The organism is Streptomyces roseochromogenus subsp. oscitans DS 12.976 (assembly GCF_000497445.1).
Classification (GTDB): Bacteria; Actinomycetota; Actinomycetes; order Streptomycetales; family Streptomycetaceae; genus Streptomyces; species Streptomyces oscitans.
The window spans coordinates 4,949,262-4,962,437 of sequence record NZ_CM002285.1 but is presented as its reverse complement, the minus strand read 5'-3'; the positions used below and the strand labels follow the sequence as shown (position 1 = coordinate 4,962,437).

At 69.8% G+C, this 13,176-nt stretch carries 14 protein-coding genes and 1 tRNA gene; 7 read left to right on the top strand and 8 right to left on the bottom strand.

Features of this window, described 5'->3' with window-relative positions:
- Window positions 1-85: 85 nt before the first annotated feature.
- Window positions 86-793, bottom strand: coding sequence for a B3/B4 domain-containing protein (locus M878_RS71065; protein ID WP_023548999.1), 708 nt, complete (start codon window positions 791-793; stop codon window positions 86-88).
- Between the two features lie 39 nt (window positions 794-832).
- A complete protein-coding gene (locus M878_RS71060) occupies window positions 833-1,669 on the bottom strand; it encodes an EamA family transporter (RefSeq protein WP_023548997.1) in 837 nt (278 codons plus the stop codon).
- A 148-nt stretch (window positions 1,670-1,817) separates the two neighbouring features.
- On the opposite strand from M878_RS71060, the gene M878_RS71055 reads away from it, so the two are divergent.
- The 6 genes from M878_RS71055 (at window position 1,818) to M878_RS71040 (ending at window position 6,029) form a co-directional block, all read left to right on the top strand.
- Window positions 1,818-2,384 (top strand): helix-turn-helix domain-containing protein, encoded by a 567-nt coding sequence (locus M878_RS71055; protein WP_023548995.1) that lies wholly within the window; start codon window positions 1,818-1,820, stop codon window positions 2,382-2,384.
- Window positions 2,385-2,719: 335 nt separating this feature from the next.
- Complete coding sequence (locus M878_RS92310; protein WP_023548991.1) at window positions 2,720-3,352, top strand: DUF2637 domain-containing protein; 633 nt, start codon at window positions 2,720-2,722, stop codon at window positions 3,350-3,352.
- Between the two features lie 281 nt (window positions 3,353-3,633).
- Window positions 3,634-3,762 (top strand): hypothetical protein, encoded by a 129-nt coding sequence (locus M878_RS000000101060; protein WP_023548989.1) that lies wholly within the window; start codon window positions 3,634-3,636, stop codon window positions 3,760-3,762.
- A 383-nt stretch (window positions 3,763-4,145) separates the two neighbouring features.
- Entirely contained in the window at window positions 4,146-5,261 is a 1,116-nt protein-coding gene (locus tag M878_RS71050) for a hypothetical protein (protein ID WP_158692725.1), read from the top strand.
- Complete coding sequence (locus M878_RS71045; RefSeq protein WP_023548986.1) at window positions 5,245-5,733, top strand: RipA family octameric membrane protein; 489 nt, start codon at window positions 5,245-5,247, stop codon at window positions 5,731-5,733. The genes M878_RS71050 and M878_RS71045 overlap by 17 nt, the downstream gene beginning before the upstream one ends.
- The gene (locus M878_RS71040) at window positions 5,730-6,029 is read left to right on the top strand and encodes a DUF7701 domain-containing protein (RefSeq protein ID WP_023548984.1); all 300 of its coding nucleotides are present in this window, start codon (window positions 5,730-5,732) and stop codon (window positions 6,027-6,029) included. Before M878_RS71045 ends, M878_RS71040 begins: the two co-directional genes overlap by 4 nt.
- A 137-nt stretch (window positions 6,030-6,166) precedes the next feature.
- Here the strand turns inward: M878_RS71040 and M878_RS71035 are convergent, their stop codons facing one another.
- From M878_RS71035 to M878_RS71025, 3 genes are read right to left on the bottom strand one after another with little or no spacing between them, the layout of a single operon-like run.
- On the bottom strand, window positions 6,167-6,592 hold the full coding sequence (locus tag M878_RS71035; protein ID WP_023548982.1) for an arsenate reductase ArsC: 426 nt from the start codon (window positions 6,590-6,592) through the stop codon (window positions 6,167-6,169).
- A 28-nt stretch (window positions 6,593-6,620) separates the two neighbouring features.
- Window positions 6,621-7,355 carry an aquaporin gene (locus tag M878_RS71030; protein ID WP_023548980.1) on the bottom strand — a complete coding sequence of 245 codons (735 nt, stop codon included), beginning with the start codon at window positions 7,353-7,355 and terminating at the stop codon, window positions 6,621-6,623.
- Complete coding sequence (locus M878_RS71025) at window positions 7,352-7,723, bottom strand: ArsR/SmtB family transcription factor (protein WP_023548978.1); 372 nt, start codon at window positions 7,721-7,723, stop codon at window positions 7,352-7,354. Before M878_RS71025 ends, M878_RS71030 begins: the two co-directional genes overlap by 4 nt.
- A 106-nt stretch (window positions 7,724-7,829) precedes the next feature.
- Between M878_RS71025 and arsM the strand changes: the two genes are divergently transcribed.
- Window positions 7,830-8,723, top strand: a complete 894-nt coding sequence (arsM, locus tag M878_RS71020; RefSeq protein ID WP_023548976.1) for an arsenite methyltransferase — start codon at window positions 7,830-7,832, stop codon at window positions 8,721-8,723.
- Between the two features lie 119 nt (window positions 8,724-8,842).
- On the opposite strand, the gene M878_RS71015 is transcribed toward arsM, so the two are convergent.
- From M878_RS71015 to M878_RS71005, 3 genes are all read right to left on the bottom strand, one after another.
- Window positions 8,843-8,915 (bottom strand) — tRNA-Lys (locus M878_RS71015).
- Between the two features lie 110 nt (window positions 8,916-9,025).
- Window positions 9,026-10,540 carry an amino acid permease gene (locus M878_RS71010; protein WP_031225420.1) on the bottom strand — a complete coding sequence of 505 codons (1,515 nt, stop codon included), beginning with the start codon at window positions 10,538-10,540 and terminating at the stop codon, window positions 9,026-9,028.
- Window positions 10,541-10,669: 129 nt separating this feature from the next.
- Window positions 10,670-12,859, bottom strand: coding sequence for a DEAD/DEAH box helicase (locus tag M878_RS71005; protein ID WP_023548972.1), 2,190 nt, complete (start codon window positions 12,857-12,859; stop codon window positions 10,670-10,672).
- Window positions 12,860-13,176: the final 317 nt, after the last annotated feature.

Here is a 13,176-nt window from a genome sequence, read left to right as displayed (position 1 = left end):
CGCGCCTCGTGACGGAGACCCGAGCGGCCCATCACCCCGGCGCACGCGGTCGCGGACGGCAGGGGCGCGGCGATCGTGCGCGCGGTCAGACGGTGGCCCGGGGCTGGTCCGGGTCGAGGTGGTGCACGGCGGTCTGCGCGGCGTGCGGGGCGAGGAGGCTCTGCAGCTCCTCGGCCGCGAGCTTGAGGAGGTCGCCGTCCCGGGTGGCGTGGAGGGTTTCGAGGACGAAGGTGACGTGGGTGGAGTCCTCGGTGACGCGGGTGCGGTGGGCGTCGCGGTGGTTCCAGTGCCGTGTCAGGACACCGGTGGTGTCGGCGTAGATGATCTCGCCGGGCTTGGGATTCTCGACGGTGTCCGGCTCGCCGAGCGGGGTGAAGGACTCGGTGCCGTCCGCGTACCGGATGTCGACGTCACCGGTGACCCGGTCCAGGTCGAAGGCGCCTGCGGGCAGACCGTGCCGGACGGAGACGGCGTTGTAGGAGTCGACGGCCGGGTTGATGCGCGGCAGGGTGCCCTTCTTGGCGAGGCGGCGGCCGAGTGCGTCGACGCTGGGGCGGACGCGGCGTGGGTTGGTGCCGAAGGCGCGGTAGGCGGTATGCCAGGCCTCGATACGGGGGTCGGTCTCGTCGGCGGGCCGCCAGGTGCCGTCCGCGAGCTGCTGCTCCAGTTCGTCCAGAGCGGTGGCCGTGTGCGGCCAGGGTTCACGGCCGCGCAGGCCGGTCGCGGTGACCAGGGCGATGAGGGTGTCGGGGAAGGCGTCGGCGACGGCGGGGGCGAGCCGGAAGGCGGGCATGGCGGGTATCCGATTCCTGCGTGCGGGGGCTTGGGCGGGTCAGGTCAGGGCCAGGAGGCTGACGGCCACGGCGGCGGTGCCCAGGCCGACCAGCTGGCCGCGGTGGATGCGTTCGGCGAGCACGCCACGGGCGAGCAGGACCGTGCCCGCCGGGTAGAGCGCGGTGATCACGGCGACGACGGTGAGGTCCCCGCTGCGGGCGGCGAGCAGGAACAGCAGGTTCGCCAGCGAGTCCAGGACGCCCGCGGCCGCCGACATCGCGTACGCGGGCCGCTCGGCGCCCAGTCCGCGGCGCAGCAGCCCGGCCGCGGCCAGGGTGACGGCCGACGAGACGGCCCGGCCCGTGATCAGCGGGGCCACGCCGCTGCCGGACGGCGCCTGGTGCAGGAAGACCAGCTGCAGGGCGATGGCGGCGCCCGCGCCGAAGGCCAGCAGCAGCGCCGTACGGGAGGGGCGGGCCGCGCCCATGCCGTGTCCGGCACTGACCAACACCACCGCCACCAGTGCGAGCGGCAGCCCGACCAGCCCGGCGGCGCTCAACCGCTCGCCCTGCAGCAGCCCGACCCCGACAGGCAGCGCCGCGGACACCAGCGCGGTCACCGGCGACAGCACGTTCATCGGGCCGATGGCCAGGGTGCGGTACAGCAGGGCGAACGCGGCGGCCGAGGCGACACCGGACGCGGCACCCCAGGCGAGCGCACCAGCGTCGAACGACGCGCCGAGCACCGGCCACAGCAACAGCTCGACCACGAGACTGGCCGGGGCCGCGACCAGCACGGTCCGCAGCACATGGGCCTTCCGGGCGCCCAGGCCGCCGAGGAAGTCGGCGCACCCGTAAGCGAGTGAGCTGCCGAGGGCCAGCAGCAGAGCGATCACAGCACATCCCTTAAGGCCTTAAGCTTCAGCAGAACGACCAAATCGTACAACAGAACGACCGCCTGGTGTCAACCAACCGACCGGGCAGTACATTCCAATGGACACTCCATGGGCATCCCCATGATCAAGACGCGAGGATGGTGATCAGGTGACCGAGACAGCCGCCGCCCTGCGGACGGTCGCGCACAACGTCCGGGCGGCCCGCGTCCGCGCGGGTCTGTCGCTGGACGAACTCAGCCGGCGCGCCCAGGTCAGCAAGGGGGCCTTGGTGGGCCTGGAGAAGGCCCAGGGCAACCCCAACCTGGCCACGCTCGTCCGGCTGGCCGACACCCTCGGCATCTCGGTGTCCGCGCTGATGCAGGGGCCCGCCGAGGGCCGCGTCCGCGTGGTGTCCGCCGACACCGTGGCCCCCCTGTGGACCGGAGAGCGGGGCAGCGAGGCCCGGCTCATGCTGACGACCTCGGGCCCGACCCCGGTAGAGGTCTGGCGCTGGCGGCTGGAACCGGACGAGGAATACCCCAGCCACCCCCACCAGGCCGGGGTCGTGGAGACCGTCAGTGTCACCGCGGGCCGGATGACCCTGGTCGTCGACGGCACCGAGCACCCTCTCGAAGCCGGCCAGACCGCCACGTTCGACGGCGACACCCCGCACACCTACCGCGGCGCGGGCACCGGGACCTGCCATCTGATCATGACGGTCCAGCTACCCCTCTGATCGAACACCGCGATATTCACGGAATGCAATTTCCTGCCTATGAGAATTTTCGCCGATTGCTGCGATCGGCCCCCCTCGGATACTGCTTTCAGGCAACGAAAACACCCGAATGTACGACACCCCCTCCCCCGGAGGGACTCGTTAGGCGGTCGTGACACGAACTGAGGGGCTCACGACCGGGAATCTTCGCTCGCCGATCACATTTAACGTGGAATGCGACGAAGGTGAGGTGTTCATTGACGGATGTTCAGATCTTCTCGACGACTTCCTGAGAAGAATGACCCAGCTGGAAAGCGAGTACCTGCAGGCGATGGTGGGGCTATAGGACTTACCTGATGGACAGGACTCACAACGAAGACCTCTTCAGCGACACCGAGTTCAGCACGCTCGAGATGCAGTGGGATCCAGTTGAAGAACTGGCCCAGATGCTGTCCGCCGCGTCGGCCGCGGAACCAGAACCGCCGAGCCCGCCGCACGAGCGGTCCAGCCACCGAAGGACCCGGCAACGGCTCCGCGCGGAATCCCGCTCGCACGACAACAACCGGGGAACTCACGTCACGATCCTGATCGCGACCATCTCGGTGTGCGCCGTCTGTATGTTGGGCTGGTCATTCTCTTATTCCTATGCCCAGCTCCGGGCCACCGCCGGCTCCGTACTGCCGGCGAGATTGGCCGAGTGGTGGCCCCTGACGGTGTATGGGCCGTGGCTCGTGGCGGCCCTGTCCATTCTGCGGGCCACCGTTCAGAATCGCAGTGCGCGAAGGTCCTGGGGTGTGGTGCTGGGCGCCTCCGCCATGGCAGTGGCCCTGTGCGTCAGCCACTCACCGCACTCACTGCTTTCCTGGATTATCTTCGGAATTCCGCCGATCACCGCGCTGGTGTGTTTCTGGGAGATCGTCGGCCAGGTCTCGTCCAAGGTGGCCAAACCCCGGCACGCCGCACACACGCGGCGGAACTCCAAGTCGTAGAGCCGCCGTTCGCCGTCGCCCCCGTCGGCCGCCACGGCCGGACCCGCCGCCGAAGCCGCTCGGCGCCGCTGGTCCGCGCGACGGCCGGCCGGTGACGTTCGAAGCGCGCCCTCCGGTCCGGATGGGCGGAAGCCCAGATGGATGAAAGAGGTGCTCGGCAACCTGGTCCGATTACAGACGGTATGTATGTTCGATATGCGGTCTGTGCGCGTCTGGGCAAGCCTTGGACGCAAGCCCCCAAGACACGTGTCTTGCCGGAGGATCCAGAAAGGACCGATCCCATGCGATACATCGCTGCCCTCTTCATCGCCGGGCTCCTCACAGCTGTTGCGGCCCCGTCCGCTTCCGCCGGGGAGCACGACAACAACTACGTGTGCGACACCCACACGATTAGCTCGCTCTGCTGGTGACTTCGTTGTGAACGGGAACAGGCCGCGGACGTGGAGTCCGCGGCCTGTTCCCGCACTCACGACAAGCGGCTCACGCGGGCCGGACGGAAGCGGATGTGCGGACGTCGAGACGCAGGCCCTCGCTGCCGAAGAGGTAGACGAAGAGGTAGCCGTCCGGGCCGGTGCGGATGACCGAGTGCTCGGGCCATGGTGGGCGGACGACATCGCACGACGCTCACAAGGCACCACAAGCAACCACAAGGCATAGGCGGAGCCAACTCCCCACGAAAGCTCCGCCTGTTGCCGTATCTTCCGAAGGGTCGAGGCCCGACGGGAGCGGCAGGGGGGACGCAGGTGGGGAACCAGGCTCTCTGCCGGCACCCGTCCGCGCGGGGACCGCGCGTATGAGCGGGAGCCCGTTCTTCCAGCATGACTTCAACCCGGACTCTCAGCCGCACGAGAACCCGTCACCGGGTGGTGCGCAGCGGGCGGTGAGAGGGCGGGTGCTGGTCTCCGCCGGATGGACCCTGCGGATCGTGGGCACGGCGTCGGGCTTCCTGGGGTTCACGCTCTTCAGGCAGAGCGTGGAGAGCGATCAGTGGTCGTCCGTTCCGCACGTCCGCTGGTGGTTACGCCTGCTGGGAGCGGTGGCGGTCTTCTTCGCCGGCGTGGCGGTCTTCATGATCGGCCGGCAGACCGTGGTGCGCGGCAAGCAGCACATCGCCGACGTCATCGAGTCCTTGGACCGCCTGCCGGGCACCCGCTACCTGCTGTACTTGCGCCCGTTCTCCCACGATGCGCTCATGTCCGGGCTGCCCGACGACATCCAGGGCGGCGGCAACGCCCAGAACTTCTTCCTCGTCTCGGGGCTGACATACGAGGAGTCCCTGGTACGCCGCTTCCGGCGGTTCGGCCGGGTCATCGCGATCGGCCAGCCCGACGAGGCGCTGCCGCTGCCGGGTGCGGCGCGCGGGTATCTGCCGCTGAACGACTGGCAGTCCCAGGTGAGCAGGCTGATCGCGGGTGCGCACGCCGTGCTGCTGGCGGCGGGTCCCGGTCCGGGCACGGTGTGGGAGTTCACCGAGGCGGTGCGCCTGGTTCCGCCGACGCGGCTGTTGCTGCTGGCCTACTGCGATGCCCCGACGTACGACCGTTTCCGGGAAGCAGTCGCGGAGGAGTACGACCGCCGGTCACACACCGAACCAGGCGCACCGGCAACTGGTCTGTGGCCCCCGCTCCCCGGCCTGCCGGACTACCCCCCGCCCGCCCGCCCCGAGCGGCCACGCTGGGAGGTGCTCCTGAACGGCGGGAAGAAGCGGCTGCGTTGGGACTTCACCCTCAAGGGACTGATCGTCTTCCGACCGGACTGGGCGGCGAAGTTCATTCGCTTCGACCCCACGACCCTACGGCTGTCCAGCACTTGGACGCTCAGCCGACTGGTCAGGCGCGAACTCCAGCCCGTGATGGACCAGTTGACCGCGCTCGACACACGGGAGGAGCCCGGTGACGACGCCCCCTGAGCCGGACCGGCAGCCGGACACACTGGACCAACAGCCGGAGATACTGGAGCTGTACAAACTCGCCGTGGAGATGGCCGACCGGGTCTCCGCTCGCCGAGGCACCGCCAACGCCTTCTTCCTGTCGGTGCAGTCGACCCTGGTGACCCTGGTCGCCTTCGGCTCCCCCAGTCTGTCGCGGTCTCCCTGGTGGGTGCCGCTCGCCGTGGCTCTGGCGGGCATCACCCTGTCCGGCGCATGGTGGATGCAACTACGCAGCTACCGAGACCTGAACAGCGCGAAGTTCCAGGTCATCCACAGGCTGGAGGACCACCTCGCCGCTCGGCTCATGGCCGACGAGTGGGACATACTCAAGCGGGATCCGTTTCCCGGCCGGCGCGCACGCTACGCGGAGCTGGGCACCTCCGAGCGGATCGTCCCCCTCGTGTTCGCCGTGGCGCACCTGATCCTGTTCGGGGGCACACTGTCCGTGTGACCTACCTGGACTCCCTCGCCGCCCTCATCCGCTCCTGCCTGCCCCCGCACGCGAAGCCCCCCGCGGACTCCGACGACCTGTTCCGCCTCTACGCCGTCCTCCTGCTGGCCAAGGGAGACCAGGTGACCGACGAGGACGTCCACAACGCCTGGTGCGCCTGGATACAGACGGTGAACAGCGACCACAAGGCCCTGATCCCTTTCAACGACCTCGACCCGGAAACACGCGCCGCGGACACCCCGTACACCCAGGCCATCCACGCAGCGACCCGCCGGAAGTCCAGAGGCCACGAGTAGCCCCCGCCCGATCGACGGCGCCAAACCTCGGTCTGGGATCTCCGTATCGACCGGGCCCTGGCTGGTCGGCCGTCAGCCGACCCAGTCGAGCAGGCTTTGGAACTTCTCCAGGCAGTCGAGCCGACCCTGGTGCCGGCTCAGGCCGATGCCGCAGGAATCCCGAACTCGGCCAGCAGAGCGCGCACTCGCCGCTCGATCTCGTCCCGGATCGGCCGCACGGCGTCCACACCCTGGCCCGCCGGGTCATCGAGCTGCCAGTCCAGGTATCGCTTGCCAGGGAAGACGGGGCAGGTGTCCCCGCAGCCCATCGTGATCACCACGTCGGAGGACTGTACGGCCTCGGTGGTGAGGATCTTCGGCGTTTCGGCGGAGACGTCGATGCCGACCTCCTTCATGGCCTGCACCACCGCCGGGTTGACGGCGTCGGCAGGTGCGGAGCCGGCCGAGCGCGCCTCGACGGCGTCCCCTGCGAGGTGGGTGAGGAAGGCGGCGCCCATCTGGGAGCGGCCGGCGTTGTGGACGCAGACGAACAGCACGGAGGGCCGCGGGGCGGCAGTGGTCATGGCGGGTGTCCTTGCGGGCGGAGGGAGGTCAGGAGGAGGCGAGTTCAGGCTCGCCGTGCGGGACGACGACATCGTCTGCCCTATGGGCAGGACGTCCGTACACCATCGCCACGGCGCCCAGCCCGAGCGCGGCGCCAACCAACTGGGCCGCGATGAACGGGACGAGCGAGGCGGGGGCGATCCCGGCGAAGGTGTCGGTGAAGGCGCGGCCGATGGTCACCGCCGGGTTCGCGAACGACGTGGAGGAGGTGAACCAGTAGGCGGCCCCGATGTAGGAGGCCACCGCCGCCGGGGCGAGCGAGGCGCGGCCGATCCGGTCGAGGCCGAAGATCAGCAGGATCAGCCCGGCTGTGGCGACGACCTCACCGAGCCACAGGTGGCCGGCGGAGCGGTCGTGGGTGGAGAACTTGACCAGGGGCCTTGCGAACATGGCGTCGGCCAGGACCGCGCCACCGATCGCTCCGGCCACCTGCGCGGAAACGTACGCGGCCACCTCACGAAGGGCCGGACCGGTCCCGGCGCGGCGGCCCGTGAGCCAGGCCGTCAGGGTGACGGCGGGGTTGAAGTGTGCTCCCGAGACCGGCCCGAGCAGCGTGATCAGCACGCCCAGGCCGAAGACGGTGGCCAGTGAATTGGCCAGCAACTGCACGCCGACGTCGTGCGACAGCTCGGTCGCCTGGATGCCGGAACCCACGACCACGGCCACGAGCAACCCGGTCCCCACCGCCTCGGCGGCGACGCGGCGGCCGAGGGGCACCGTCACGCCGGCACTCCGGTGGTCCGCGGGGTGGTCAGGAAGGCGGCGAGCCGGTCCAGGGCGCCGGGCAGCACCCAGTAGTACACCCAGGTGCCGCGGCGCTCGCAGTCGATCAGGCCGGCCTGCCTCAGCAGCTTGAGGTGGTGGGAGATCGTCGGCTGGGAGAGGTCGAAGGCGGGCGTCATCTCGCACACGCAGACCTCGCCGCCCTCCCGCGAGGCGATCATCGACAGCAACCGCAGCCGGACCGGATCACCCAGCGCCTTGAAAACCTTCGCCAGCTCCGAGGCACGTTCCTCGTCCAGCGGCGCGCCGGCCAGGCCCTGGCAGCAGGTGGCGTTCTGGCCGACCACCTCAAGCTCTTGCTTCGACATGCCTCTATGTTGACGTCTTTCGATCCAGCGCGCAAGGTTGTATCAACACACGTCAATACAAGCCGTTCCAGGGCACCGCCATGCCCCGCCACCCAGGAGTGAAGCCATGAGCGAGCAGTCCACCGACCTGCGTGAAACCGTCCGCGAACGGTATGCCGCCGCAGCCGTCAAGGTCACCGAAGGCGGCTCCGCATGTTGCGGGCCGCAGCCCGTCGAGGTGGACGAGAACTTCGGCTCCACCCTCTACGCCGCCGACGAACGCGCCGCGCTGCCCGCCGAGGCGGTCGCTGCCTCCCTCGGCTGCGGCAACCCGACCGCCGTCGCCGAACTCCGCGAAGGCGAACGCGTCCTCGACCTCGGCTCCGGCGGCGGCATCGACGTCCTGCTCTCCGCCCGCCGCGTCGGCCCGGCCGGCAAGGCGTACGGACTGGACATGACCGAGGAGATGCTCGCCCTGGCCCTGGCCAACGCCGAGAAGGCAGGCGCCAGGAATGTCGAGTTCCTGAAGGGCACCATCGAGGCCATCCCCCTCCCGGCGAACACCATCGACGTCGTCATCTCCAACTGCGTGATCAACCTGTCCGTCGACAAGCCCGCCGTCTTCGCAGAGACCTTCCGGGTCCTCCGGCCCGGCGGCCGTATCGGCGTCTCGGACGTCGTCGCCGACGACGCACTCACCCCCGAACAGCGTGCCGAGCGCGGTGACTACGTCGGCTGCATCGCCGGCGCGCTGTCCTTCTCCGAATACCGGGCGGGCCTGGAAGCAGCCGGGTTCACGGACGTCGAGATCACCCCGACGCACCCCGTCGCGGACGGCATGCACTCCGCCATCGTCCGCGCCACCAAGCCCACCACCTCGGACGCGAACTCCGAGGCAAGGAACTCGGACGGCGCCTGCTGCGGCGTCACCGCCTGCTGCACTCCGTCCGAAACCTCAGCCGGCCCCACCCTGACCGTCACGGAAGCCAAGAGCGCTTCGGGCTGCGGCTGCCGGAGCTGAGCACATCCGCTCACGCATCGCTCGCGCAAGACCCCGAAACGAGTCAGCGCCCGAGCCGACCGAAGTCGACCCGAGCGCCGCACAGCAGGTCAGAGGGGGTGACCCCGCCTCCGTATCCGTAGGCCCTGTGGGACTCGAACCCACAACCAATGGATTAAAAGTCCACTGCTCTGCCAATTGAGCTAAGGGCCCAGGCGATGTTGCCTGTCCGAGCATAGCCGGACGAGGCCGGGTCTCCGATCGGGTATCGGTGACCCGGCCACGTCGGGCGGGGTTCGGAGGGGGAGTAGGGGGTGGGATGGTCAGTTTTCGACCGGTTCCGGGGTCGCGGCGCGCGCCCCGTCGAGGAACCAGTGGCGGGCCGAGGCCAGCCACCAGGTCGTGGCGAAGCCCAGGACGACCAGGACGGCGACGGGGGCGTAGTTGAAGGTCTTCCAGGTGACCGGGGAGACCTGCGGGAGCATGAAGAGGATCGTGATCAGGACGACCCAGCCGACGGAGACGACCCCGATCGGGCCCGAGCAGCGGCCCAGGTGCCACGGCCCCGGGGCGAAGGCCGCACCCTTGCGGACCCGCAGGAAGGTCGGGATGACGTACGCGATGTACAGGCCGATGACCGCGATCGACGTCACCGCCGCGTACGCCGTCGAGTTGATCAGGTAGGGGAGGCCGAGGGCCAGGGCGCCCAGCGCGGCCAGCCAGACCGCCGCCACGGGGGTGCGGGTGCGCGGGCTGACCGTGTGCCAGACGCGGGAGAAGGGCAGCGCGCCGTCGCGGGAAAAGGCGTAGATCATGCGGCTGTTGGCCGTCACCGACGCCATCCCGCAGAAGAGCTGCGCGCCGATCACCACCAGCAGGAGGAGTTTGCCGGTCGTGGCGCCGAGCGCGTCCAGGAGGATCTGGGCCGGGGGCGCGCCGGTCGGGGACGCGAGTTCCCTGTCGTACGACTGGATGGCGAACGTGAAGCCCAGGAGGAGCACGAAGCCGGCTATCCAGGACGTCCAGATCGAGCGGACTATGCCCTTCGGGCCCGCCGTGGACGCGTCGTGGGTCTCCTCGGTCATATGGGCGGAGGCGTCGTAGCCGGTGAAGGTGTACTGGGCCATCAGGAGGCCCAGGAGGACGACGTACGCGCCACTGCCCCAGCCCGTTCCGTTCACGAACTTCGTGAAGACGAACGTCGCCGACTGGTGGTGGCCAGGGACGAAGGCGAGCGCGCCGACGATCACCGCCACGCCCAGCACATGCCACCACACGCTCACGTTGTTCAGGAACGCGACGATACGCACGCCGAAGGTGTTCAGCAGGCCGTGCAGGAGCAGGATCGCGGCGAAGAGGAGGACCGTGCGGCCGGGGGTCACCTCGAAGTCGAACTGGAGGTTCAGGTAGGCGCCCAGGAAGGACGCCGCGCCGAAGTCGATGCCGGCCGTCACCGCCACCTGGCCAAGTACGTTGAACCAGCCGGTGAACCAGGCCCAGGCCGCCGCCGAGCGGGGCGGTGCCAGGCGGTGGGCCCAGAAGTACAGGCCGGCCGAGGTGGGATACGCCGAGCAGATCTCGGCCATCGACAGGCCGACGAACAGCGTCATCAGGCCCACCGCCACCCAGCCCCAGGTGATCACGGCGGGCCCGCCGGTGGTCATGCCGAAGAGATACAGCGTAAGACAGCCGGACAGCACCGAGATGATCGTGAAGGAGACGGCGTAGTTCGAGAACGCCGACATCCGGCGGGCGAGGACCTGGGTGTAGCCGAGCTGGGCCAGCCGTTCCTCGTCCGACGGCGTATGTGCCTCGCTCACTCTCGCGTCATCTGTCATGCCCCCAGCAATTCCCTCCCCGGGGGCGTGACATGCGTCACGCTATGGCCAAAAAGGGCCCGTACGACGTCTCGTCGTACGGGCCCTTCTCAGATCACTCGGCAGTGCTCACCCTGCGTCAGCGCTGCGTCAGCCGTTGCGCTTCCAGCGCGGCTTGTCCTCGCGGCGGCCGAAGGAGCCGGTGCCACGGTGGTCGTCACGGCGGCCGTAGGGGCGCTCGTGGCCGGCAGACCGGAAGCCCGGGCGGTCGTCGCGGCGGTCGCGGTTGAAGGGGCGGTCGCTGCCCCGGTGGCCGCCGCGCTCGTCCCGGCGGAAGCCGCCACGGTCGTCACGGCGGTCGTCACGCCGCTCGAAGGTACGGCCACCGCGGTCGTTGCGGTCGCGGTCGAACGGGCGACGCTCGTCACGCCGCTCGAAACCACGGCCACCACGCTCGTCACGCCGCTCGAAACCGCCGCGGTCGTCACGCCGGTCGCGGTTGAACGGACGGTCGCCACCCCGGTCGCGGTCGAACGGGCGACGCTCGTCACGGCGCTCGAAACCACGGCCACCACGCTCGTCGCGCCGGTCGTCACGCCGCTCGAAGGTACGGCCGCCACGGTCGTCGCGACGCTCGAAGCCACGGTCGCGGTCGAACGGGCGACGCTCGTCACGGCGCTCGAAACCACGGCCACCACGGTCGTCACGGTCCCGGTCGAAGCTCCGCCGCTCCCGGCGCTCGTACGGCGCCGAAGCCGCCGGGCGCTCCTCGCGCTCGGCCCGCTTCTCGGCGGCGGCAGCGGCCTCGGCGACCGCCAGCTCCTCCGCGGCCGTCGCCTGGGCCTCGGCCACCGCGGTCTCCGGGTCCTCGCCGCGCTCGCGGGCGACCCGGCCGACCAGCCGGTCGGCCTCCTCGCGCAGCTCGGCGGCGCGGCGCTGGGCGCGCTCCAGCTGCTTGGTGAGCTGGGCGACCTCGCGCTCGGCCTGCTGGGCGGCGTTGCCCGCGGACTCGGCCTGGACCTCGGTCATGGAGCGGGCGCCGGTGATCTCGGCGACCTCCGGGTCGAAGGCGGCACCGCCCTGGATGATGTGGCGGGCCGCGTCGACGCCGGCGTCCTCCATCAGGCGGAAGATCTGGCGCCGCTGGTGCGGGAGGGAGAGCGATACGACCGTGCCGGTACGGCCCGCACGCGCCGTACGGCCGGCGCGGTGCAGGTAGTCCTTGTGGTCACCGGCCGGGTCCACGTTCAGGACCAGGTCGATGCCGTCGACGTGGATACCGCGGGCGGCGACGTCGGTGGCGACCAGGACGTTGACGTAACCGTCCTTGAAGTCGGCCAGCGTGCGGGTGCGGGCGCCCTGGGTCATGCCGCCGTGCAGCGCGTCGGCCTTCACGCCGGCGTCGCGCAGCTGCTCGGCGACGCGGTCGGCGCCCAGCTGGGTGCGGACGAAGATGATCGTGCGGCCCTTGCGGGAGGCGATCGCGGCGGTGACCGGCGCCTTGTCCTTGGGCTTCACGATGAGGATGTGGTGGGACATCGTCGTGACAGCGCCCTGGGCCGCGTCCACCTCGTGGGAGACGGGGCTGTTCAGGTAACGGTCGACGAGGGTCTGGATCTCGTTCTCCATCGTGGCGGAGAAGAGCATGCGCTGGCCGCCCGCCGGGACCTGGTCCAGCAGCTCGGTGACCTCGGGCAGGAAGCCCAGGTCGGACATCTGGTCGGCCTCGTCCAGGACGGCGATCTGCACGTCCTCGAGCGAGCAGGCGCCGCGGTTGATGATGTCGCGCAGACGGCCGGGCGTGGCGACGAGGATGTCGACACCGCGCTCCAGGGCGTAGATCTGGTTGCCCATCGACGTACCGCCGCAGACGACCTTCATCTTCAGGCCGAGGACGTCGCCGTAGGGCTGCAGGGCGTCGGCCACCTGCATGGCCAGCTCACGGGTCGGCGTGAGGATCACGGCACGCGGCCGCTTCTTCTCGGTGCGGCCGCCGGCCAGCGTGGCCAGGGTCGGCAGACCGAAGGAGAGGGTCTTGCCGGAGCCGGTGCGGCCACGGCCGAGGATGTCCTTGCCGACCAGGGCGTCCGGGATGGTCGCGGCCTGGATCGGGAAGGGGGTCGTCACACCGTTCTGCGCGAGCTTGCGCACGACGCCCTCGGGCAGGCCGAGGTCGGAGAAGGTGATCTGGGGGGACTGGGGGGTGGTGTCAGCGGCCTCGGGGGCCTCGGTGACCTCGGTCGTCACGTCGGTGAGATCCTTGTCGAGCTGGTCGATCTCGTTGAGATCGTTGAACTCGTTCTCGGACACGACGAACTGGTCAGTACTGGACACGGACATGCGAATGCGAAACCTTCCGGAGTCTCTTCGGCACGCGCCCGTCAACTCCGTGATTCGCTCACGACCGCCTCAATGCGGTCCGCCACGGCAAAGGAGAGTACGCGCCACACGGCGCGCTCTGTGGTGGCGCCGGGCAAATGGGATCAAACGATCTACCACCATACGCACTCACCACCCCTGAAGGCAAACCGAGCCTCATAGCCGCAGGTCGCACCTCATCTGGCCAGGTCCGTTCCGGTACCCGGATCCACTCCGGCCCGGCCGCTCACGCCGGGGCGCCCGCCGCCGGCGCCGGCTCGCGCTGGACGAGCTGCGGC